Origin of the sequence: Dyella kyungheensis, from assembly GCF_049913195.1 — a bacterium.
GTDB lineage: Bacteria > Pseudomonadota > Gammaproteobacteria > Xanthomonadales > Rhodanobacteraceae > Dyella > Dyella kyungheensis.
In genome coordinates this window covers 3340415-3362035 of sequence record NZ_CP183983.1, presented here as the reverse complement: position 1 = coordinate 3362035, position 21621 = coordinate 3340415, and the positions used below count along the sequence as shown (strand labels likewise).

The 21621-nt window shown below is 65.7% G+C and carries 18 protein-coding genes; 6 read left to right on the top strand and 12 right to left on the bottom strand.

Annotated elements, in window-relative coordinates:
• Positions 1–14: 14 nt before the first annotated feature.
• The 4 genes from ACN9MB_RS15130 to ACN9MB_RS15115 form a co-directional block, all read right to left on the bottom strand.
• Positions 15–1169 (bottom strand): calcium:proton antiporter, encoded by a 1155-nt coding sequence (locus ACN9MB_RS15130; protein ID WP_204634295.1) that lies wholly within the window; start codon positions 1167–1169, stop codon positions 15–17.
• A gap of 160 nt (positions 1170–1329) precedes the next feature.
• The gene (locus ACN9MB_RS15125) at positions 1330–2247 is read right to left on the bottom strand and encodes a LysR family transcriptional regulator (RefSeq protein WP_426269473.1); all 918 of its coding nucleotides are present in this window, start codon (positions 2245–2247) and stop codon (positions 1330–1332) included.
• Positions 2248–2427: 180 nt separating this feature from the next.
• Positions 2428–5883 (bottom strand): transcription-repair coupling factor, encoded by a 3456-nt coding sequence (mfd, locus tag ACN9MB_RS15120; RefSeq protein ID WP_426269472.1) that lies wholly within the window; start codon positions 5881–5883, stop codon positions 2428–2430.
• A 130-nt stretch (positions 5884–6013) separates the two neighbouring features.
• Positions 6014–6625, bottom strand: a complete 612-nt coding sequence (locus tag ACN9MB_RS15115; RefSeq protein ID WP_204634298.1) for a GNAT family N-acetyltransferase — start codon at positions 6623–6625, stop codon at positions 6014–6016.
• 180 nt (positions 6626–6805) lie between these two features.
• Here ACN9MB_RS15115 and ACN9MB_RS15110 point away from each other — a divergent pair, with 180 nt between their 5' ends.
• Together ACN9MB_RS15110 and ACN9MB_RS15105 are read left to right on the top strand one after the other, a co-directional pair.
• Positions 6806–7195, top strand: coding sequence for an MmcQ/YjbR family DNA-binding protein (locus ACN9MB_RS15110; protein WP_426269471.1), 390 nt, complete (start codon positions 6806–6808; stop codon positions 7193–7195).
• On the top strand, positions 7192–7587 hold the full coding sequence (locus ACN9MB_RS15105; RefSeq protein WP_426269470.1) for a VOC family protein: 396 nt from the start codon (positions 7192–7194) through the stop codon (positions 7585–7587). The genes ACN9MB_RS15110 and ACN9MB_RS15105 overlap by 4 nt, the downstream gene beginning before the upstream one ends.
• Positions 7588–7712: 125 nt before the next feature.
• Here the strand turns inward: ACN9MB_RS15105 and ACN9MB_RS15100 are convergent, their stop codons facing one another.
• The 3 genes from ACN9MB_RS15100 to ACN9MB_RS15090 all read right to left on the bottom strand — a co-directional run bounded on the left by ACN9MB_RS15100 (position 7713) and on the right by ACN9MB_RS15090 (position 10151).
• Positions 7713–8621, bottom strand: coding sequence for a cation diffusion facilitator family transporter (locus ACN9MB_RS15100; RefSeq protein WP_204634301.1), 909 nt, complete (start codon positions 8619–8621; stop codon positions 7713–7715).
• A gap of 48 nt (positions 8622–8669) precedes the next feature.
• Positions 8670–9185 carry a Slp family lipoprotein gene (locus tag ACN9MB_RS15095; protein WP_204634302.1) on the bottom strand — a complete coding sequence of 172 codons (516 nt, stop codon included), beginning with the start codon at positions 9183–9185 and terminating at the stop codon, positions 8670–8672.
• An 84-nt stretch (positions 9186–9269) separates the two neighbouring features.
• On the bottom strand, positions 9270–10151 hold the full coding sequence (locus tag ACN9MB_RS15090; RefSeq protein ID WP_426269469.1) for a 23S rRNA (adenine(2030)-N(6))-methyltransferase RlmJ: 882 nt from the start codon (positions 10149–10151) through the stop codon (positions 9270–9272).
• Positions 10152–11239: 1088 nt separating this feature from the next.
• Here ACN9MB_RS15090 and ACN9MB_RS15085 point away from each other — a divergent pair.
• From ACN9MB_RS15085 to ACN9MB_RS15075, 3 genes are all read left to right on the top strand, one after another.
• The gene (locus ACN9MB_RS15085; RefSeq protein ID WP_426269468.1) at positions 11240–11572 is read left to right on the top strand and encodes a hypothetical protein; all 333 of its coding nucleotides are present in this window, start codon (positions 11240–11242) and stop codon (positions 11570–11572) included.
• 81 nt (positions 11573–11653) lie between these two features.
• Positions 11654–13396, top strand: a complete 1743-nt coding sequence (locus ACN9MB_RS15080; protein WP_426269467.1) for a copper resistance system multicopper oxidase — start codon at positions 11654–11656, stop codon at positions 13394–13396.
• On the top strand, positions 13393–14307 hold the full coding sequence (locus ACN9MB_RS15075; RefSeq protein ID WP_426269466.1) for a copper resistance protein B: 915 nt from the start codon (positions 13393–13395) through the stop codon (positions 14305–14307). The genes ACN9MB_RS15080 and ACN9MB_RS15075 overlap by 4 nt, the downstream gene beginning before the upstream one ends.
• Before the next feature lie 42 nt (positions 14308–14349).
• Here ACN9MB_RS15075 and ACN9MB_RS15070 read toward each other — a convergent pair whose 3' ends face one another.
• The 5 genes from ACN9MB_RS15070 to ACN9MB_RS15050 all read right to left on the bottom strand — a co-directional run bounded on the left by ACN9MB_RS15070 (position 14350) and on the right by ACN9MB_RS15050 (position 20454).
• Positions 14350–14991 carry an NAD(P)-dependent oxidoreductase gene (locus tag ACN9MB_RS15070; protein ID WP_426269465.1) on the bottom strand — a complete coding sequence of 214 codons (642 nt, stop codon included), beginning with the start codon at positions 14989–14991 and terminating at the stop codon, positions 14350–14352.
• Positions 14992–15069: 78 nt separating this feature from the next.
• Positions 15070–16182, bottom strand: a complete 1113-nt coding sequence (locus tag ACN9MB_RS15065) for a calcium:proton antiporter (RefSeq protein ID WP_426269464.1) — start codon at positions 16180–16182, stop codon at positions 15070–15072.
• Positions 16183–16277: 95 nt separating this feature from the next.
• Positions 16278–17207 carry a DMT family transporter gene (locus ACN9MB_RS15060; protein WP_426269463.1) on the bottom strand — a complete coding sequence of 310 codons (930 nt, stop codon included), beginning with the start codon at positions 17205–17207 and terminating at the stop codon, positions 16278–16280.
• A 51-nt stretch (positions 17208–17258) separates the two neighbouring features.
• On the bottom strand, positions 17259–19418 hold the full coding sequence (locus tag ACN9MB_RS15055) for an AsmA family protein (RefSeq protein WP_426269462.1): 2160 nt from the start codon (positions 19416–19418) through the stop codon (positions 17259–17261).
• Between the two features lie 100 nt (positions 19419–19518).
• Complete coding sequence (locus ACN9MB_RS15050; protein WP_426269461.1) at positions 19519–20454, bottom strand: peptidylprolyl isomerase; 936 nt, start codon at positions 20452–20454, stop codon at positions 19519–19521.
• A 142-nt stretch (positions 20455–20596) separates the two neighbouring features.
• On the opposite strand from ACN9MB_RS15050, the gene ACN9MB_RS15045 reads away from it, so the two are divergent.
• The gene (locus ACN9MB_RS15045) at positions 20597–21409 is read left to right on the top strand and encodes a plasmid replication/partition related protein (protein ID WP_426269460.1); all 813 of its coding nucleotides are present in this window, start codon (positions 20597–20599) and stop codon (positions 21407–21409) included.
• Positions 21410–21621: the final 212 nt, after the last annotated feature.

The following is a 21621-nucleotide window of genomic DNA, read 5'->3' as shown; positions in this document are numbered from 1 at the left end:
GCGAGCGCGCTCCGCTAGGGGCTGAACACCAGCACCAGGAACACCGCGAACATCGACAGGTGCACGGCGCCTTCGAGCATCGTGGTGCGCCATCCCGAGAAGGTCAGCGTGCTCAACACCAGCGTCGAGGCGAGCAGCACGATGCTGGCCGGCGGCAGGCCCAGCACGACCGGCTTGCCGGTGAACAGGCCAATCGCCAGCACCGCGGGCACGGTGAGCCCCACCGTCGACGCTGCGCCGCCCAGGCACAGGTTGATCGCGCGTGTGAGCTGATCGCGGCGAATGGCGATCAGTGCCGAGATGCCTTCGGGCGTGAATACCAGCATGGCGATGATGACGCCGCCCAGCGCATGCGGCGCGCCGGTCGCCGCGATGCCGTAGTCCAGCACCTTGGCGAGGCTCTTGGACAGGATCACGATCGGCAGGATGTTGACCAGCAGCAACACCAGATGGAGTGCCATCTCGCCCTTGCGTGCACGGCGCGGTGGCGGCGGCGGTTCTTCCGGCACGATCTGGTCGGTATCGGAGCGTGGCGCCACGAAATAGCCCTGGTGGCGGCCCGTCTGCAACCACAGGAACATGCCGTACAACCCGATGGTGAGAATCGAGAAGCTCACCGCCTGCAGGGTGGTCAGCGAGCCGTCGGGCGTGGATGCGGTGAAACTGGGCAGGACCAGTGCAATGGTGGCAAGCGGAATGATCACCGCCAGGAACGCGGACGCGCCGTGCAGGTTGTAGGCCTGCTCATGGTGGCGCATGCCGCCGATCAACAAGCCCAGTCCCACCACGCCGTTCAACACGATCATCAACACCGCGAACATGGTGTCGCGCGCCAGTGTGGCGGTGTCGCCGGCACCCAGCATCACCGCCGAGATCAGCACCACTTCGATCAGCACGATCGACAAGGTGAGCACCAGCGTGCCCACCGGTTCGCCCAGCAGGCCGGCGAGTTCCTCGGCTTCGTGCACCACGCCGAACGATCCCCACACGATCACCAGGAACAGCCAGGCAAACAGCGAGATGCCGATCGCGTGGCTGCTCAGGTGTTGCATCCAGTCCGAACCGAAGACCAGGAACAGCACCACCGTGCCCCAGGCAACGGCAGGGCGTATCAGCATCTTCGGCTGGAACATCGGTTGCGCTTCGAGGGTCGTTGAGTCGAGGCTCATGGGTTCTCCGGCTCAGGTGCATCGCTTGGGGCGCCGCCCATCGGCGGGGGCGAGATCGGCAATGGATGGCAAAACGTCCAGCGTCGGCCGCCGATGTCCTCAAGGGAAGACAGGCGGCATGGTGCGACGGTTGATCATGCAACATTCCCGGCCGATGTGCTCAGCCGGTGATCTCGATGCCGCGCACCAGCCGCTTCGCCAGTCGCGGCTGGCGCAACTGCTCCAGCCACCACGACAGCGCGCGTCCTTCCTGCTCGCCCCGCCAGGCCACGTACAGCACGTTCGGTTCGCGTGGATCGGCCATGCGCTTTTCGATCAGTTCGCCCCGTTTGAGCAAGCCGGCGACGCGGTGGCGCGGCAACCATCCCACGCCGAGGTTTTCCACCTGCGCATGGATCTTCGCGGCCATGCTCGGCACCGCCAGCGTCGCCTGTCCGCCCAGCAGGCCATAGGCGCGCCCTGTGGAACTGCGCGACGAATCGGCCACCACCACGCTGCGATGACGTAGTACGGTTTCGCGCTCCAGCGGTTCGGCCGCCTTGGCCAGCGGGTGCCGCGGCGACACGGCGAAGACCCACTCCATCACGCCCAGCTCGAGCCAGCGCAGTTTGGGGATGACCGGTGGTTCGTTGGTGGCGCCGATGATGAGATCGGCGCGGCCATCGCGCAGCGCTTCCCAGGTGCCGCCAAGTACTTCGTGCGTCATGCGCAGGGCCACGCCCGATTGCAGTGCATCGAAGCTGCGAATGACCGGCGCGAGTATTTCGAATTCGAGGATTTCGTCGGTGACGATCCACAGCCGGTCTTCCCAGCCGCTGGCAATCTGCTTCACGCGCTTGCTGAGCCGCGACACATCCTGCATCAGCCGGGCGGCTTCGAGTGCCAGCAACTGACCGGCGGGCGTGAGCTGCAGGCGATAGCGGCGGCGGTCGAACAGCAGCGCGTCGAAGCGCGCTTCCAGTTGGCGGGCGGCGTGCGAAATGGTCGAGGGCGCCTTGCCTAGACGCGCAGCAGCGCGCGAGAGACTGCCGCTTTCCCGGATCGCTTCCAGCAGTGCCAGTTCGTCCTCGGACAACATGTTCGGGCCTTTCGAACGAGTGTGGCGGGATGGTACGACAGGTGGAAGGCCGGCGCGCCATTGTTGGAGCGCACTTGTGCGCGACGTTGGCGCTCGGGCGTAACGCTCCGTTAGGCTGTCGCGCACAAGTGCGCTCCCACAGTGGTTTACCGTGTGCTTGATTGCCGAAGCGGCGGCGCTTTAGGCCGGCCGACGCGCCCCCAGTTGCACCAACACCTCCTGCGCCGAACGCATGCGTTCGGTGGCGCCCGGCAACTCCAGGTTCACCTTCAGCTTGTCCTGGCCATCGAGCTTGTAGACGCGCGGCTGTCCCTGGATCAGCCGGATGATCGCCATCGGGTCCAGTTCCGGCTTGTCGCGGAAGGTGATGCGTCCGCCGTTGGCACCGAAGTCCAGTTTGCGGATGCCCAACGGCGTGGCCATCAGTTTGAGCTGGGCGATGGCGAACAGCTGCTTGGCCGGATCGGGCAGCAGGCCGAAGCGGTCGATCATTTCCACCTGCAGGTCGCGCAGGTGTTCGTCGTTGCGGGCGCTGGCGATGCGCTTGTACAGCGTCAGGCGCGTGTGGACGTCCGGCAGGTAGTCGTCGGGAATCAGCGCGGGCAGATGCAGCTCGACTTCGGTTTCGTGTTCGCTGCTGAGATCGAAGTCGGGCACCTTGCCGGACTTCAGCGCACGCACGGCGCGTTCGAGCAGTTCCGTGTAGAGGCCGAAGCCGATTTCCTGGATCTGGCCCGACTGCTCGTCGCCAAGCAACTCGCCCGCGCCGCGGATTTCCAGGTCGTGCGTGGCGAGGGTGAAGCCCGCGCCCAGTTCTTCCAGCGAGGCAATCGCTTCCAGGCGCTTCTTCGCATCGGCGGTCATCGCCTTGCGGTCGGGCACCACCAGATAGGCGTACGCACGGTGATGCGAGCGGCCCACGCGTCCGCGCAGCTGGTGCAGCTGGGCGAGGCCGAAGCGGTCGGCGCGGTTGATGATGATGGTGTTGGCGGTGGGGATATCGATGCCGGTTTCAATGATGGTGGTGCACACCAGCACGTTGAAGCGCTGGCGGTGGAAATCCGCCATCACCCGTTCGAGATCGCGTTCGGGCATCTGTCCATGGGCCACGCCGATGCGCGCTTCGGGAATCAGTTCCTGCACTTCGCGCGCGGCGCGCTCGATGGTGTCGACCTCGTTGTGCAGGAAGTACACCTGGCCGCCGCGCTGCAGCTCGCGTTGGAACGCTTCGCGGGCCAGCGCCGGCTCCCATTGCGCGACGAACGTGCGCACGGCCATGCGGTGGGCGGGTGGCGTGGCGATCAGCGACAGATCGCGCAGGCCGCTCATCGCCATGTTGAGCGTGCGCGGGATCGGCGTGGCGGTCATGGTGAGCAGGTCCACTTCCGCGCGCAGCTTCTTCAGCTGTTCCTTCTGGCGCACGCCAAAGCGCTGTTCCTCGTCGACGATGACCAGGCCCAGGTTCTTGAACTTGATCTCCGGCGCAAGCAGCTTGTGCGTGCCCACGATCACGTCGATCTGGCCGTCGGCGAGGCGCTTCAGCGCGTCGTTCACTTCCTTGGTCGACTTGAAGCGCGACAGCACATCGACCTTTACCGGCCAGTCGGCGAAACGGTCGGCGAAGTTGCGGTAGTGCTGTTGTGCCAGCAGGGTGGTGGGGACCAGCACGGCCACCTGGCGACCTGCCGTGGCGGCCGCGAAAGCGGCGCGCAGTGCCACTTCGGTCTTGCCGAAACCCACGTCGCCGCAGATCACGCGATCCATCGCGCGCGGCGCGGCCAGATCGTGCAACACCGAATCGATCGCCTGCAGCTGGTCGGGCGTTTCCTCGAACGGGAAGGTGGCGCCGAATTCCTCCACCATCTGGCGGTCGATCGGCATCGATTCGCCGCCGCGCGCTTCGCGCTGCGCATAGATGCCGAGCAGTTCGGCCGCCACGTCGCGCACTTTTTCCGCGGCCTTCTTGCGCGCGCGCTCCCAGGCGTCGCCGCCCAGCGAATGCAGCGGTGCCAGTTCCGGCGCGGTGCCGGTGTAGCGGCTGACCAGGCCCAACTGCGCCACCGGCACGTAGAGCTTGTCGCCCTTGGCGTATTCGATGGTGAGGAATTCGCCTTCCATGCCGCCCAGTTCCATCGACACCAGGCCCTGGTAGCGACCCACGCCGTGATCGACGTGGACGATGGGCGCGCCGATGGTCAGCTCGGTGAGATCGCGGATGATGCTTTCCGGATCGCGCGCCGCGCCCCGCCGACGCTTGCGCTCGGTGCGCACACGCTCGCCGAACAATTCGCGTTCAGTGAGTACGGTGAAGGCGGGCTTGGTGAGTGCGAAGCCTTGTTCGAGCCCAGCGGTGGTGATGGCGAGGCGCAGCTTGTCGCCGCCCGTGAGGAAGGCTTGCCAGCCGTCGACGGTATCGGGCTTCAGCCCCGCGCCCGCCAGCTGTTCGATCAGCGCTTCGCGCCGGCCGGCCGAGTCGGCGGTGATCAACACCCGTCCCGGATAGCTGGACAGGAAGTGGCGTAGCGACGTGCCCGGTTCCTCGCCCTTGCGGTTGAGCGGCAGTTCCGGTGCCGGCTGTGTGCCGCTGGGCAGCGCGTGTTCGTGACCGCTTTCCACCACTTCGATGCGCAAGCGCTTGTTGAGCTGTTCGCGCAGGTGTTCGGGCGGCAGGTAGAGTTCGGCCGGCGGCAGCACCGGGCGTTCGATGTCGTGCGCGCGCTGGTCGTAGCGTTCGCCGGTCTGCGTCCAGAACTGTTCGGCCGATTCCAGCGCGCCTTCGCCGAGCAGGAACACGGCGTTGTCGGCGAGGTAATCGAACAAGGTGGCCGTCTGTTCGAAGAACATCGGCAGGTAGTATTCGATGCCGCCCGGCGTCACGCCTTCCTTCATGTCCTGGTAGAGCGGGCAGCGGCGCACGTCGATGGGAAAGCGTTCGCGCAGACGCGTGCGGAAATCCTTGGCGGCATTTTCGGTGAGCGGGAATTCGCGTGCCGGCAGCAGCTCGATGGTTTCCACTTGCTGCTGCGAGCGCTGCGTTTCCGGATCGAAGCTGCGGATGGATTCCACTTCGTCGTCGAACAGTTCGATGCGGTAAGGCTCGGCCGCGCCCATCGGGAAGATGTCGATCAGCGCGCCGCGCACGGCGAAGTCGCCCGGTTCGCCGACCTGCGGCACGTTGCGGTAACCGGCGGCCTCGAGCCGGCGCTGTTCGGCGGCGAGATCCAGTTTCTGCGCCTTCCTCATCACCAGGCCGGCGCCGGTGATGTGGCTGCGCGGGGCGATGCGCTGCATCAGCGTGGCGATCGGCACCACCAGGACGCCGCGTTGCACGTTCGGCAATTGGTACAGCGTGGCGATGCGCTGCGAGACGATGTCCGGATGTGGACTGAAGACGTCGTAGGGCAGGGTTTCCCAGTCGGGAAAATGCAGCACGGGAAGATTGCCCGCGAACACGCGCAGCTCGTCCTCCAGCGCGCTTGCCCGCTGCGTGTCCCGCGTGACGGCGACCAGCAGCCCCTGATGCGTGCGCGCAGCCTCGGCCACCAGCAGGGCGCGCGAGGAACCGTGCGGCGGCGTCCAGAAGCGGCGCTGCTTGGGGGTGGTGGGCAGGGAGGGGTGGGGAATCGTATCGGCCATGCGAACCCAACAATCAGTGGCGTGACACCAGGCCGCGCCGGAAAGCGGGCAAGTGTAACGCGACCGCCCCGGACAGGCCGGGGCGGATGGACTTCCCTATATGGGAGCGCGCTCGCTGCGCGACAAGCCCTCAGAGCTGCAGCGAGATCTGCGTGGTGCCGGGCTCGTCGGGCGTCAGCCGGCGCACGAAGCCCAGCTCTTTGCACAGCTGCAACATGGGGCGGTTTTCCAGCAGCACGTAGCCCCAGATCTCGCTCAGGCCGCGTCGGCGGCAGTCGTCCACCAGGCGCTGCATGAGCAGGGCGCCCAGGCCCTGGCGCGCCCAATCGTGCTCGACCAGCACGGAGAACTCGGCGCTGTTGGCGGCCTGGTCCACGAAGATGCGGCCGACGCCGCGCAACTCGGCCGGCTGCACGGTTTCGTCCATCAGCACGAAGGCGGTTTCCAGCTCGGGATCGATGTGGGTCAGGCGTTGCGCCATCGAATCGGGCAGTTCGCCCATCGAATGCAGGAAGCGGCGCCGGATGTCTTCCGGCGACAGGCGCGAGAACTGGCGTTTCAGCGCGGCCACGTCGGCGGGTTCGATGCTGCGCAGGGACAGCTCGCGGCCGTCGTGGGTGTGGACTCGCTCGCCCTTGGGAGGCTTGGGCACCTCCACCAGCTGAGGGCGCGCGAAGCGCTCAGGGCTGCGCACGGGAACCAGCGCGTGGCTGTTGGAGTAGTAGTCGAGAGCCGGAGTCATGACCATACTTTAGCGTACTGTGTGCAGTGCAACATGAACAAAAGCCCATAGCGGAATGGATATCGCATGACTTCATGTCGCACCGCATTGCCGTGAACCGCGGGATTCCTGCGAGAGCCATCCCGACCCGGGCAGAATGCCCCAGCCCACGCACGCCTGCGTTGAGGGAGAGTGAAATCGATGGCTACTGCGTCCAAAGGCATCACCCCGGCACAGCTGGAAAAGCTCTGTGGGAGCTGGCCCGGCGTCACCCGGGACATCAAATGGGGCGCCGACCTGGTCATGAGCGTGGGCGGCAAGATGTTCGCGGTCATGCCCACCGAGGGCGGGCGGATCTCGTTCAAGGTGGAGGACGAGCGTTTTCTGGAACTCAGCGACCAGCCGGGTATGATCGCCGCCCCCTATCTCGCCCGGGCCCGCTGGATTTCGGTGGTGGAGCCCAAGCGCTTCAGCACCGCGGAACTGTCGGAGCTGATCCGCACGGCCTATGGGCTGATCCGCGCCAAGCTGACCAAGAAACTGCAGGCCGAGTTGGGCGAGTGGCCGCCATCGAAGGAGCGCAAGAAGTGAAGCAATACATCGGCAGCATCGCGCTGGTCGTGGCCGACTACGACGAGGCCATCGACTGGTACACCCGCGTGCTTGGTTTCACGCTGGTCGAAGACACCGACATGGGCGGCGGCAAGCGCTGGGTGGTGGTGGCACCGCCGGGCGCGGCCGAAACGCGGGTGTTGCTGGCGAAGGCATCCACGCCGGAACAGTCCGCGCGCGTGGGCGACCAGACCGGCGGCCGCGTCTTCCTGTTGTTGCATACCGACGATTTCTGGCGCGATTACCGGCGCATGGAGGCGGCGGGCGCCACGTTCTGCGAAACGCCGCGCGAAGAGGCCTATGGCACCGTGGTGGTGTTTCAGGACCTGTATGGCAACAAGTGGGATTTGTTGCAGCTCAACCTGGGGTGATTCCGGGTGCTCTTCTGTGGGAGCGCACTTGTGCGCGACAAGCCTGCCCAGTGGGGCCATGCAGGTGGCCATCGCGCACAAGTGCGCTCCCACATTTCAGGGGTCTTTACACGGCGATCTAGCGCTCAGTCCGCAATATCCGGCTCGAAGAAACTCCAGCGGACATCCGGGAACTGCGTCTTCATGGCGCGTTCCACGCGGTTGATCGCTTCGACCAGTGCAGTCTGGTCCGGTGCGGGGGACATGCGCGCTTTAACCGCCACCATCACGTCCGGGCCCATCTGCAAGGTGATCAGGTTGAGCAGCACGTCGACTTCCGGCTGGGCGTTGATGAAAGCGACCAGCTCTTCGCGACGCTTCGGCTCCACCCCCTGGCCGATCAGCAGGTCTTTCACCTCGCTCGCCACCACGACCGCCACGACCACCAGCAGCACGCCGATGGCGATGGTGCCCCCGGCGTCGTAGAGCAGGTTGCCGGTGAGCATGGTGGCCAGCACGGCGATCAGTGCGATGGTCAGGCCGAGCAGGGCGGCGAGGTCTTCGCCGAAGATCACCAGCAATTCGCTCGAGCGCGTTTCGCGGAACCAGCGCCACAGGCTGCGGCCATCGCGCGCCTTGTTCACTTCCTTGAGGCAGCCGTGCATGGAAATGGATTCGGCGACCACGCCGAACGCCAGCACGCCCACTGCCAGCCACGGCCATTTCAGCGGTTCGGGATGGCTGAACTTGTGGATGCCTTCGTAGATGGAAAACATGCCGCCCACGCTGAAAAGCAGGATGGCGACGAGAAACGACCAGAAGTACAGCGCGCGGCCCCAGCCCAACGGGTATTCATCGGACGGCGGGCGATCGGCCTGGCGCATGCCCAGCAGCAACAGGCCCTGGTTGCCGCAGTCGGCCAGCGAATGCACGGCCTCGGCGAGCATGGCGCCGGAGCCGGTGATCAATGCGGCGACCAGCTTGCTGACAAAGATGGCGAAATTGGCGCCGAGGGCGAGCAGGATCGCCCTCAGTGAATTAGCTTGGCCGGACATCGTGCCTTCCTTTGGACGAAGGCAGGCAGTTTAAAGGGCTGTTCGTCGTCAGTGTATGACGCCACCCACACCGATCCCGAAGCTCACGTTCGACTTGCCCGCTTCCATCTCCGCCGGCGTCCACACGTGCGACTGGGCCACGCTCACCGTGGGGAACACGTAGGTGGCCTGGCCCACGTTGCCGGGGCGGGTGCCGGTGATCCGTCCGCTCAGGGTGATCAGCGCGCCGGTCGGGTAGTTGAAGGGTTCCACGAAGCCGGGCATCACCGCGACGAAGCGGCCCCAGCCGCCGTTGTTGTCCAGCTTGGGCCGCTGCGAGCTGTCCAGCGGATAGCCGACGATTTCCACTTCACTGCGGTCGGGGAAATTGCTCACCTGCACCACGGTGCCGCCCCAGATCACATCGGCGTTGGCGTAGCGGTCGGGCGATTGCGCCACGATGTTGGGCGCGGTGGCTACGGTGGCCGGCGAGGGCTTGTAGATGGGCGCGGGCGCGCATGCGGCCAGCGCCAGCATGCCGAGAGCGATGGTACTGCGCAGTAGGGTGCTGGTGAGCTGGGTCATGGCCGTCTTCCGGGTGGCGTTGGATTGAGCTTAACGGGCTCACCGCGCGGAAGGTATACAGCGGGTGGAAGTCCCGTTGAGCGTTCAGCTGGCGCTGTCTTCCACCAGCCAGTCGAGCCGCCACTGGGCAGGACGTTCCTGCGACAGCATGGGTGCCATCACCCGCAGGGAGTCGCGCAGCGCCTCGTCCAGTTTCCATGGAGCATTGAGGATCACCATGCCCGAACCGTTGAGACGCAACGGCGAGTCGTCCGGATGCACCAGCAGCTCCGCGCGCAGTACGCGTCGCGCGCTGCAGTGCTGCAACCAGCGATGGAACGGCTGCACCTGGCTGCGCAACTTGATCGGATACCACACGGCATAGACGCCGGTAGGCCAGCGTTCCAGTGCGGCTTTCAAGGCTTTTTCGATCACGCGGTATTCGGCTTCCTGGGCTTCGTACGGCGGGTCGATCAGCACCAGTCCGCGCTTTTCCTTGGGCGGCAGCAGGGCCTTGAGCGCTTCGTAGCCGTTGCGCTGGTGCACATGCACGCGGTGATCGTGATGGAACAGGTCGCGCAGGCGCGTCGCTTCTTCCGGATGCAGTTCGCACAGCTGCGCGCTGTCGATCTCGCGCATCGCGTTCGCCACCTGCAGCGGCGAGCCCGGGTAGAGCTTCAGCCCATGATCGTTGCCCGGCAGGCGCAGGATGGCGTCGAGCCAGCGGCGCAGCAGCGGCGGCAGTGCCTGGCCCTTGCCGCTGTTGGGATGCAGGTCGGGGAACAGCAGGCGCGAGATGCCGTCCTTGTATTCGCCGGTCTTGCCCGCCTCGACGCCGTCCAGGGCGTAGCAGCCGCTGCCGGCGTGCGTGTCGATGAAGGCGAACGGCGTGGCCTTCGCCTGCATCGCTTCGATCAGCGCGAACAGCACGCTGTGCTTGAGGACATCGGCGAAGTTGCCGGCGTGGTAGGCGTGGCGATAGTTCATGAAGGGGGAGGGGCAGGCGGTTGGACAGTATAGGGGGTGGGGTGTGCTCGCGCTTTTGTTCGGCATCCCGGAGGAGGCCGGGCCCAGTGCCTTTGCGCTCGGTTGTCGCGTGATCGCGACCTGGCTCGCCTGCCGCGGGCTTCCGTCCTCCTGCCGGAGGCCGGGTCACTTTCTCTTGCTTGCCCAAGAGAAAGTAACCAAAGAGAAGGGCCCCCCGGATGACGCGCCTTACGGGCCTAGCGGCCCTCCAGGTGCGCGGGTGGGTTGCGGGGTTTTTCGACAGGGCATCCTGCCCTGGCGAAAAACTGGCCCGCATCCATGCGGGCCACCCTGCGGGCTGATCCTCCACCCACCCGCCGCGTCATACGGGGTCCCCTGAGAGCCAAGAGCCAAGAGCCAAGAGCCAAGAGCCAAGAGCCGGAGCTAAGAACCAAGAGCCGGAGCTAAGAGCGAGAGCTGCAGGGCTACTGTGGGAGCGCACTTGTGCGCGACAAGCCGACGGAGCGGTACATCCATGCGTGGCTGTCGCGCACAAGTGCGCTCCCACAGAAAGCACACAGGTTCCCGCGAGCACCCGCCCCTCACCCCGGCCCTCTCCCCGGTGGGGAGGGAAAAGTGGGATGCATCGCGAAGACAAGCCAAGGGCGATGCGAAGCGAGGCTCCGCCTTAAGTCCTCAGCGATTCGGGCGCGTTGCGCAGTGCTTGGAAGTACCCCTGGGGTACCCTCCCATGGAGATCCGGTGGGACGCGCCTCGGGCGTTCGTGCTTGGATTCAACACGATGCTGCCAGCTTTAAAGGCCATTTCTTTGGGTTACTTTTCTTTACTCCGGGCATCCTGCCCTTCGCCCTTCGGGCCGGCTTCGCCGTTCGCATGCGCTCCTGCGCATGCGTGGGCCAGCAAAGAAAAGTGACTCGAGCGGCGGCAGCCGATCGAAACGCCCGCTGCGTCCCACGGGACTAGCTTCGCGTCGTAAGCGGCCAGATCGCGGAATCGCGACAAATAAAGGCCGAGGCGTGTCTCCGGAAACCAGCAAGACCCAACTCCAGAGTTGAGCCTCCGCCCACCCCATCGCTATGCTTGCCCCCATGCCCCGCCATTTGTTCCGTCACCTGCGCCGCTGCCGCACCTTAATGGTGCTGGCGCTGTGCGCGTGGCTGGCGCTGTCCAGCGTGGCGTGGGCGATGCCGCAGCACGACGATTGTTGCCCGCCGACGAAGGCCGCGCAGCACGATCACGCGGCTACGCACCCATCCACCGTGATGTCCGATAGCTGCTGCACCCACGCACCGGCGAGCGTGCCGGAGTCGATCGTGCCGCACGTGCTGCACGTGCAGGCGGACATCGCGGTGTGGCGGTCGCATCGCCAAGTTGCGCCGCAACCTGCCTACGATCCGCCGCTGCGGCCACCGCTCGCCTGATTCTCCGTTGAAGGTCACGGGCCGGCGCCTGCCGGTCGATGCGATGCGCCTGCATGCGGGCGTGCGACACGGAGCAATGGGATGAACAAGCAGGAACCACGTGGATTTCAGTTGCCGCGTCGGCGTTTCGTACAGGGACTCGCGCTGGGTGGCGTCGCTGCCGGGCTGGGGCTTTGGCGCGGCAATGCGATGGCGCAGGCCAGCACACCGCGAGCGGAGTTGCGCGGCAACCATTTCGAACTGGAGATCGGCGAGTTGCCGGTGGATTTCACCGGGCGCAAGCGCATCGCCACCGTGGTGAACGGCCAGCTGCCGGCGCCGCTGCTGCGCTGGCGGCAAGGCGATACGGTGAGCCTGCGCGTACGCAATCGACTCAAGGTCACGAGTTCCATCCATTGGCACGGCATCGTGTTGCCGGCGGATATGGATGGCGTGCCGGGCCTGAGTTTCGAGGGCATTCCCGCGGGCGGCGAATACACTTACCGGTTCACCGTGAACCAGAGCGGCACGTACTGGTACCACAGCCATTCGCGCTTCCAGGAACAGACCGGCCTGCTCGGTCCCATCGTGGTCGAGCCGCGCGACGGCGAGCGCCATCCGGCCGACCGCGACTACGTGGTGATGCTCAACGACTGGACCGATCTCGATCCGGAAACGATCTACGCGAACCTGAAAAAGCAGAGTGATTACTACAACGTCGGCAAGCGCACCGTGGGCGACTTCATGCACGACGCAGACCGCGCGGGCATCGCCAAGGCGCTGGACGATCGCCGCATGTGGAACCAGATGCGCATGGATCCCACCGACCTGGCGGATGTCTCCTCGGTGGCCTATACCTATCTGACCAACGGTTGCACGCCGGCCGGCAATTGGACTGGCCTGTTCAATGCTGGGGAGAAGGTGCGGCTTCGCTTCATCAACGGCTCGTCGATGACGTTCTTCGACGTGCGCATTCCCGGCTTGAAGATGACCGTGGTCGCCGCCGACGGCCAGGCCATCGAACCGGTGAGCGTGGATGAATTCCGCATCGGCACCGCCGAGACCTACGACGTGATCGTGCAGCCATCGGCCGATCGCGCGTGGACCATCTTTGCGCAAAGCATGGACCGCACCGGCTACGCGCGTGCCACGCTGGCGCCGCGCGCCGGCATGACGGCCGACGTGCCGCCGCTTGACCCGCGTCCGCTGCTCAGCATGGGCGACATGATGGGCGCGATGGACCACGGCAGCATGGATCACCACGCCATGGGCCACGACATGTCCGGCATGGACATGATGGCCATGCCCGGCATGGCGATGCCGCACGCGAATGCGCCGGCCGAGCCGCTGAAGACAGGCCCCGAAGTGGACATGCGCGTGACGACGCCGCGCGGCAATCTCGACGACCCGGGCGTGGGCCTGCGCGACAACGGTCGCCGTGTGCTCACCTATGCCGACCTGCACGCCGTCGATGCGCCCATTTCGCCGCAGGTGGATCGCGAGATGACCTTGCGCCTTACCGGCAACATGGAGCGCTATCTCTGGTCGTTCGACGGCACGCGCTACTCGGGCGCTGAGCCGCTGCGCCTGCGTTACGGCGAACACGTGCGGATCGTGCTGGTGAACGACACCATGATGACCCATCCCATCCATCTGCACGGGATGTGGAGCGAGCTTGAATCGCCGGATGGCACGTTCCAGGTGCGCAAGCACACGGTGATGGTGCAGCCCGCGCAGCGCGTCGCCTATCGCGTGAGCGCGGACGCGATGGGGCGCTGGGCCTATCACTGCCATCTGCTCTACCACATGGAAGCGGGCATGTTCCGCGAAGTGGTGGTGGCATGAGCAGGGTGCTTTCATGCTGGATCGCCGCCTGTTTCGGCGCGCTGCCGGTGGCCGCGCTGGCGCAAAGCATGTCGATGCAGGACATGCCGGGCATGTCGATGCCCGCCCCGCACGACGATCATGGCAGCACGACGCCACCGGACGATGCGCAGCATGCGGGCCATGACATGGCTGTCAGTGCGTTGCCGCCGAACGATCACGTACCGCCGTCGCCGCCGCAAACCGTGCTGCACGCGATGTCGCCATCGCAGATGAACGCCATGATGCAGATGGACGACAACGAATCGATCGGCATGTTGCTGGTCGATCGCCTCGAACGCAGCCGCAGTACGTCCGGCGACATGGCGACGAGTTGGGAAGCGGAAGGCTGGTACGGCAACGCCATCGATCGCCTGTGGCTGAAGACCGAAGGCGAGCGAGGCAATGAGGGCACGCAGGACGCCCGCCTGGAAGCCCTGTGGAGCCATGCCTGGACCAGCTTCTGGGATTGGCAGCTGGGTGCGCGCCAGGACTTCGGCCAGGGTCCGAACCGCCAGTGGCTTGCCGTGGGTGTGGAAGGACTCGCACCGTACTGGTTCGAAACGCAGGCCACGTTCTATCTGGGCGAGCAGGGCCGGACTGCGCTGCGACTGGAAACCAGCTACGACCTGCGCTTCACCCAGAAGTTGATCCTCACACCGAAGGTGGAACTCAACGTCTACGGCAAGGACGATCCGCAGCGAGGCATTTCATCGGGTCTTTCGAACGTGGAAGCGGGTCTGCGCTTGCGCTACGAGTTCAGTCGCAAATTCGCGCCTTACCTCGGCGTGGACTGGACGCGGCGATTTGGCGATATCGACAGCATGCCTGGCATGCCTTTGGTGCATGCGAACGAGACGACATGGGTGGCCGGTGTTCGGATCTGGCTTTGAAGCGCCAGAGGGCGCTGGAAATACAGCGCCCTCGGTGCAGCCTCAATAGGCCACGGTGATCCGCTGCCGGCGCGCGTCGTTCTTCTCGACGCGATCCAATAGCGCCACCGCATAGTCCGCCACGCTGATCCGGCTCTTGCCATCGGCATCGACCAGCAACTGATCGCTGCCCACGCGATACTTGCCGGTGCGCGGGCCGTCCTCGAGCAAGGTCGCCGGACTCATATACGTCCATTCCACTTCGCTCTTGCCGTGGCGGAAGACTTCCAGCGCCTTGATCTGGCCCTGGGCTTCCGCTTTCCATGCCTCGGGAAAATGCGGGTCGTCGATCAGGCGCACGCCGGGCGAGGTTTCCAGCGAGGCGGCGCCGCCCACCCATACGAGTCGACGCACGCCGGCCTTGGGCAGGTAGTCCAGGACCGTGGCCGCCAGCGCAGGCACCGCGTCGTTGGAGCCGTCGCGGCGGGCGGAGATGCTCACCACGAGCACGTCGCAGCCTCGCACGGCGTCCAGCCAGCTTTCCGGATGGGCGATATCGCCGGTCGCCACCGCGATACGCGGGTCCGTCGTGTCGAGGCGTGCCGGGTCGCGCACGATGGCCGTGACCTCGTCGCCACGTGCAAGGGCTTCGTCGAGAATGGCGCGGCCGACATGGCCTGTTGCACCGAACAAGGCGATCTTCATGAAAGTTGCTCTCCAGCGGGGATGAGGGGAGGTGGGCGGACGATGACGCGGGAAACGTGAAGGAAAAGCCGAGCGCGCTCAGCCCTGGAACATGTAGAACAGGTAGGCCACGAACAGGATCAGGTGCACGGCGCCTTGCAGCACGTTGGTGTGTCCGCTGGAAAACGTCACCAGGCTCACCGTGAGGGTGAGCAGGAACAACACCAGGTCGGTGTGCTGCAGTCCCAGTTCGATCGGATGGGCCGTGAGATGGCTGATGATCAGGATGGCCGGAATGGTGAGGCCGATGGTGGACAGCACCGAGCCGAGGAAAATATTCACCGAGCGCTGCATGTGGTTGCCGCGGGCGGCGCGCACGGCGCCGATGCCTTCGGGCGTGGCCACCAGCACCGCCATCACCAGTCCTGCCAGCGCGGCCGGCTTGCCCAGCGTTTCCACGACGTAATCCACCGGGTGCGCGAGTTTCTCGGCGAGATACACCACCGGAATCATATAGGCCAGCAGGAACAGTGCGTGGAAGGTGGTGCGCGCCGCGCCGCCGTGCATCACCGACGCGGTTTCGTCGTCATCTTCCGTGGCGGCGAAATAGGCGCGATGCCGGCGTGTCTGCAGGGCGAGAAAGGCGATGTACAAGCCCGCGCAGATCACGGCCAGAAAGGCCTCCTGCGCGAAGGTGAGCGTCTTCTGCGGATAGGCCGTGTAGTTGGGCATCACCAGCGCCAGGATGCCCAGCGGAATCACCACGCCGAGGTACGCATTCGCGCCTTGCAGGTTGTACTGCTGCTCGCGATGCCGCCAGCCGCCGGCCAGCAGCGACAGGCCGACCATGCCGTTGAGCACGATCATGGTGACGGCGAACAAGGTGTCGCGCGCCAGCGTGGGGTTGTTGTCACCGTGCAGCATGATCGCGGTGATGCTGATCACCTCGATGGCGGTGATCGACAGGGTCAGCACCAGGGTGCCGTACGGCTCGCCCAGCCGGTGGCCCAGATGTTCCGCATGGCGCACCACGGCGAGCGCGGAACCCAGGATCACCGCGAACAGCCACAGGAAGATCACCGCGAGCCACAGCGGACCGTCGAGTCCGTCCAGCAGGCGCGTGCCGTAGCAAACAAACGCGATGGACGTGGCGACGCTGACGGCCAGGAACCACTCGCGCCGCAGAAGCCTTGGGAAACCACCCAACCTCATCGCAAGCACTCCCGACTGCCGTGAGGCGATGCATGGCATCGCGCCGGTTACCCGTTGTCGCAGGAAATAGCGGACCTCACCGCTGCGACGGCGGCTTATTCAACCACACTGTGGCTTTCGGCTGTGCCCAACAGCTCGGGCTGCGACGGCGTCGCCTGCGTGCGCGTCAGCAGCGGATGCATGAACACGGCGGCCAGGATCACCGCCACGCCCGCGTAGAACCAGCCGTCCAGTTCGCGTTGCTCGCCCAGCAGGACGATCGCCAGCACGATCGCATAGACCGGTTCCAGATTGGTCACCATCTGCGTGCCGAAGGCGGTCATGTGGCGCAACGCCACCAGCGCCAGCGCGAACGGCAGCAGCGTGCAGCCGAAGGAAAGCAGCACCAGCAGGGTGGCATCGTGCAGGCTGGGCAAGGCGAAGGCCGCACCCGCATGCGGCAGCAAGGGAGCCAGCAGGGTGAGGAACAGCGTGCCCGTGCCCAGTTCCAGGCAGGTCACGGTGAGCGGGTCGCCATGTTCCACCAGCCGCTTGTTGAACGCGCCGAACAGCGCCACCAGCAGGGCCGACAGCGCGCCGATCACGATGCCCAGGCGCATGTCGGTCGGCACGCCGCCCACCACCATCGCCACGCCAGGTACCACGGCCACGCCGATCAGCAGCTCGCGCGGGTCGAACTTGCGGCGCGCGATCCACGGTTCCACCAGCGACAGGAATACCGGTCCCAGCGCGATGCAGGTGGCGCCCACCGATGCATTGGCCAGCTTGATCGCCGCATAGAAGGTCAGCCAGTGCAGCGATACCAGCACGCCGATCCCCGCGTAACCCCAGCGCAGCTTTGCCGGCATCGCCTTCAGGCCGCGCCATACCCGGGGAATCAGCAGCAGTGCGGCGGAGACCAGCAGCATGCGCCACCACACCAGCTGCATTGCCGGCAGCGTGATCGTTTTGCCCAGGATGGCGGTGAAGCCCCACAGCAGGACGCAGAAATGGATCTGCCAGCGGGCCTTGTTGACCGGTTGCATGCGCGAATGTCGGCGAGGGGAGACTCGGCATTCTAGCGTTGCCGCGCATGCTCAGTGAGTGGTGGCTGCCTTGTTCTTGCTGGGCAGCGGTGCGGGGCGTGACTTGGAGGCGCCGCGCATCTGTTCCAGCACGGTGGTGCAGGTGTTGTCCTGCTCGCCCTTGCTGGTGGCCACCAGCGGCAGCAGCGCAGCGATCGGCGTGGCCAGCACGCCCAGCGCCACCGCACCGCCGCCGCGCAGGATCAGCGGCCCCGGCTGCACGCCCACGTCGGGATCCTTCAAGGTGCCCTTCACGTACAGCGGCGAGCGCAGCGAGAAGATGCGCAGCCCTTTCGACTCCGGTCGCACGTCCAGGTCGAGCTTCTCGTTGGCGAAGTTCACCGTGCCGTTCACGCGGATGGTGGCGTCCTCGGTGTCGAACACGAACAGCTGCGTCTGGTACAGGCCGTTGGTGGCGGTCAGATCGGAGGCGGCGCAGTTGATCTTCACCGTCTTGTCGCCGAACAGCTTGACGATCACGATGTTCGCCACGTTCAGGCCGGCCGTTTCCAGCAGTGCCTTGCTGATCGCGCCATCGTTCATCAGCAGCTTCAGCTCGCCGGTGGAGGTGCCCATCAGCTCGCTCACCGAATTGCCGCGGGCGTTGAGCGCGGCGTCGCCGTTGATCTCGCCGAAACTGGTCTGCATCGGCGCGAATTTGGGAAACAGTTCCTTGAGCTTGAGGTGGCGCGCCTTGAGCTTGATGTCGCCCTTCATCGGCGTGGTGCTGCCGTCGAGGCGCAGGTTGCTGTCGATCTTTCCGCTGGCGAAATCGAATCCCAGCGGATTGAGCGTGAGCACGCCGTTGTCCATCACCAGGTGCGTCGAGAGCGCATTGATCGGCAGCGCGGTGTCGCGCACGATCCGGGCTGCGCTGAAGTTGACGTCGGCATCCATGGCGCGCCAGCGATCGGTGCGGAAGGGCTCGACCGGCAGCACCTTGTCGCTGGGTGTGGGCGTCGCATCGCCGCGCTGCTCCTTTTCGGCATTGGAGTCGGCACCGATCAAGGGCGCCAGATCGGAGAAGCGCAGCAGCTGCGATTTCACCGTGCCGCTGAGTTTGGGCCGCGCGCCGCCGGTATCGAAGGCCAGATCGCCTTGCAGGTCGCTGCCGCCCACGCGGCCGCGGAAATGGTCGTACTCGAAGTGGCTGGCGCCGCGCTTCAGGTTCGCGCGCAGATGGCCTTCGGTCGCATACGGCGGCGTGTCGGGCAGGGTCACGCCGATCAGCGGATAGAGCTTGGCCATGCTGCTGCCGGAGAACCACAGGCGGATGTCCAGCGCGGCGAGATGCAGCGGATCGGTGAGCGTGCCCACCAGCGCGATGTGCGTGTCGCCGATGTGCACGTCGCCTTGAATCGGGAAGGGCTGGTCGGTCTGCTGCAGGGCCAGCACGCCACCGGTCTTGCCATGGCCATCGACGGGGGCGCCCTGGTACTTGCCCAGCGCCTGCCAGGCAAACTGGTAGGCGGCGTTGGTGTGGCCGGGTTCGTTTTCCTGCGTGCCCGCATCCTTGGCCAGTGCGGTCTTGGCGCTGGCGCCGACGGTCTTGCTGGCCTGTTCGCGTGCGTCGGCGGACTGTTGCGAAACGATGTCGCCATACGGGATCGCCCGCTGCAGCGCTTCCATGGTGATCTGCAGGTCCGCCTTGCTGATGGCGTCGTTGAGCGCGATATGGCCGCGGTCGAAGCCGATCGCGTGCAGGTCCAGCGTCCACGCCGACGGCTTGCCATCGTTGGCGAAGGCGAAATCCCAGTTGGCCTGGCCTTGTGCATTGCGCTCCAGGTCGATGCTGGGCTGGGTGAGATACAGCACGGGGATTTCCACCCGATGCACGATCAACGGCAGCGGTGAGATGCGGAAACGCAGCGCATCCAGCTGGGCGAAATGCGGCTGGCCGGTCCACTCGGGATTGCCGATGCTGATGTTCTGCGCGACGAACTCCGGCCACGGCACCCAGCTCTCGATGCCGCTGGCGCGCTCTTCGCGCCGCCAGCGAACGCTCAGGTCGCCATTGATGGCAAAAGGCCGTCCAATCGATTCAGTGACGCGGGCATTGACGGTGGGCTTGAGACGGTTCCAGTCGAAGGTGGCGATGACGATCAACAGCACCACGATCAGCGCCAGGCAGACGCCGATGATCCATATCAGTATTTTCCAGCCCCGCCGCATGCATGACTCCCACCGCGATATCGCCACGACATCCTGCCGACTCGCCCGGTGAAGGGCGTGTCGTCATGCGGTGATGGGCGCGGGCGGGGGTTCATCCAGATCAATGCAACGTCTTGGCGTCACGAACCGGGATGCTCACGCTGCACAGATCCACCTTGTGCACGGGGAAACGATAGAAATCGTCCAGACGATTGCGCTTCGCATCGACTAGCGCGGCGAAGGTGGCGCTGTCGGTGCGCAGCACCTGGATGGCCGGGCGCTGGTCGGCGGGAAGATCCGCGGCCAGGTGCACCGAACCGATCGCGATGCGCTGATCGGGCTGCTCGTAGAAGCCCAGCGGGCCGGTGCCGCGGGGCAGGCCGGAGAGATATTCCACGCCTTGCAACACGCGACCCACCACGGCGATGTTGCGGTCCAGCGCGCGCGGCGCCTGGCCGATCACCGCATACAGCTCGCTGCCGCTGCCGGTTTCCGGATCGATATCGCGGCCCACGCCCACCATGCCGTAGCAATGGGTGAGCCATTCCTGATGGTTGGCCTGGTCGCGTGCGACCGGGAAGCCTTCGGAGAAGCCGACTTCCGGTGCGTAGAAATCGCCGTCCTTCAAGGCGGTGAAGGGAAGCTTGGCGTCGTAGGGGCGGGTGTATTCCGGCGGCAGCTTGTCCTTGGCCGAGCCCAGCGATTTGAGCTTGCTCTTGTCGCCGTTGTCGTCGCTGGCCGGGTCGCCCCATTGGGTGACGAAGTTGTCGTGCACGCGCACGATGGCGAGCCCGTCGTAATAGTGCTCGTGCGCCATGGTCCGGATATTGGCGACGTGCAGCGGAGCGAAGTCCGGCGCCAGTTCGATCAGCACGCGCCCTTGCGGCAGCTGCATCACCAGCAGGTTCTGCGGATCGGGCGTGCGCCATTCCTGCGGCTGCGACTTGGCCAGCAGTTCCTTGGGCGAAGGCGTGTGTGCGGGCTTCGCCTCGTCGGCTGCCACGGTGGCGGACAGCGAAACGGCAAGCGCAAGGGCAAGGCAATGGCGCAGCAGCATGGGAACCCCCGGGTCGGAAAGCCTGCAAGGTAGCAGAGCAGGGCCCGGGATGGTGGAGCACGTCCCCGCCCTCAATACAAGCCGCGAAACGCGGGCCAGGGTTCTCTACAATGCCGCCCCTTTGCCCGCTCTTGCCCGACCCATGGATATCGTTGTCAACGAAGAACTCAAGGCCTATATCGACCCGCTCACGCCGGACGAATACGAGGCGCTCGAACGCAGCCTGCTCGCGGAAGGTTGCCGCGATTCGCTGGTGCTCTGGGGCAATGTCCTGGTGGACGGGCACAATCGCTACGGCATCTGCCGCAAGCACGACCTGCCGTTCAACACGGTGCAGAACACCCGCTTCCAGTCGATGGACGACGTGCATCTGTGGATGATCGAGCAACACCTGGGGCGGCGCAGCGTGTCCGACTTCCAGCGCGGCGTGCTGGCGCTGCGCAAGCGGGAGATCCTGCAGGAGCGCCGCTCGCGCACCAGGCCGGTGGAAGAAGAGGCGGGTGCCGTGCCCGAAGCGACGCCATCGGTCGCCGCAGCGGAGCCGCCCGCCAAGCCCGAGCCGTTGCCGAGCCGGCAAGCGATCGCGCGCGAGGCGCGTCTCAGCAACAGCCAGGTGGTGATGATCGAGAAGATCCAGAAGCAGGCCGCGCCGGAAGTGGTGGCGGCGGTGAAGTCGGGCGTGTTGTCGATCAACGCCGCCGCCGCTGTGGCAACGCTGCCGGAAGACGAGCAGCGCGCCGCGGCCGTGGCGGGCGATGACGAACTCAAGCAGGCGGCCAAGCGCGTGCGCGAAGCCAAGCGCAAGCCGCGCAAGGAGCCTGAGGCGGGCGATGAAGACATGCCGACCTTGCGTCGCCGCGTCGCCGAGCTGAGCGCCGAAGTGATCGAGCTGAAGGCCGACAACGAGGCCTTGCGCGAACAACTGGCCCGCTGGGAGCGTTCCGCCAACCCGTAATGCTTTTTGCGGACGCTGTTCGCAATGAATACGTATGCAGCCGCTGGTTGCTGCATTGCGATGCTTTCTACGATGCGCAGCACTGCCGCCCGAATGGCTGCTGCGCAAGGAAATGCGCGGCAACCCTCTTCTTGCGAACGACAGTGATGTTGCTTGTCCGCCAGCCGCGGCAGGGATGCACTCCGTGGCGCCGATGCTGTTTGACCTGATCG

What these genes read in the sequence shown, in the direction of transcription:
- ACN9MB_RS15130 (WP_204634295.1), bottom strand. Translation starts at nt 1,169, where the DNA reads ATGAGCCTCGACTCAACGACCCTCGAAGCGCAACCGATGTTCCAGCCG.
- ACN9MB_RS15125 (WP_426269473.1), bottom strand. Translation starts at nt 2,247, where the DNA reads ATGTTGTCCGAGGACGAACTGGCACTGCTGGAAGCGATCCGGGAAAGC.
- mfd (WP_426269472.1), bottom strand. Translation starts at nt 5,883, where the DNA reads ATGGCCGATACGATTCCCCACCCCTCCCTGCCCACCACCCCCAAGCAG.
- ACN9MB_RS15115 (WP_204634298.1), bottom strand. Translation starts at nt 6,625, where the DNA reads ATGACTCCGGCTCTCGACTACTACTCCAACAGCCACGCGCTGGTTCCC.
- ACN9MB_RS15110 (WP_426269471.1), top strand. Translation starts at nt 6,806, where the DNA reads ATGGCTACTGCGTCCAAAGGCATCACCCCGGCACAGCTGGAAAAGCTC.
- ACN9MB_RS15100 (WP_204634301.1), bottom strand. Translation starts at nt 8,621, where the DNA reads ATGTCCGGCCAAGCTAATTCACTGAGGGCGATCCTGCTCGCCCTCGGC.
- ACN9MB_RS15095 (WP_204634302.1), bottom strand. Translation starts at nt 9,185, where the DNA reads ATGACCCAGCTCACCAGCACCCTACTGCGCAGTACCATCGCTCTCGGC.
- ACN9MB_RS15090 (WP_426269469.1), bottom strand. Translation starts at nt 10,151, where the DNA reads ATGAACTATCGCCACGCCTACCACGCCGGCAACTTCGCCGATGTCCTC.
- ACN9MB_RS15085 (WP_426269468.1), top strand. Translation starts at nt 11,240, where the DNA reads ATGCCCCGCCATTTGTTCCGTCACCTGCGCCGCTGCCGCACCTTAATG.
- ACN9MB_RS15080 (WP_426269467.1), top strand. Translation starts at nt 11,654, where the DNA reads ATGAACAAGCAGGAACCACGTGGATTTCAGTTGCCGCGTCGGCGTTTC.
- ACN9MB_RS15075 (WP_426269466.1), top strand. Translation starts at nt 13,393, where the DNA reads ATGAGCAGGGTGCTTTCATGCTGGATCGCCGCCTGTTTCGGCGCGCTG.
- ACN9MB_RS15070 (WP_426269465.1), bottom strand. Translation starts at nt 14,991, where the DNA reads ATGAAGATCGCCTTGTTCGGTGCAACAGGCCATGTCGGCCGCGCCATT.
- ACN9MB_RS15065 (WP_426269464.1), bottom strand. Translation starts at nt 16,182, where the DNA reads ATGAGGTTGGGTGGTTTCCCAAGGCTTCTGCGGCGCGAGTGGTTCCTG.
- ACN9MB_RS15060 (WP_426269463.1), bottom strand. Translation starts at nt 17,207, where the DNA reads ATGCAACCGGTCAACAAGGCCCGCTGGCAGATCCATTTCTGCGTCCTG.
- ACN9MB_RS15055 (WP_426269462.1), bottom strand. Translation starts at nt 19,418, where the DNA reads ATGCGGCGGGGCTGGAAAATACTGATATGGATCATCGGCGTCTGCCTG.
- ACN9MB_RS15050 (WP_426269461.1), bottom strand. Translation starts at nt 20,454, where the DNA reads ATGCTGCTGCGCCATTGCCTTGCCCTTGCGCTTGCCGTTTCGCTGTCC.
- ACN9MB_RS15045 (WP_426269460.1), top strand. Translation starts at nt 20,597, where the DNA reads ATGGATATCGTTGTCAACGAAGAACTCAAGGCCTATATCGACCCGCTC.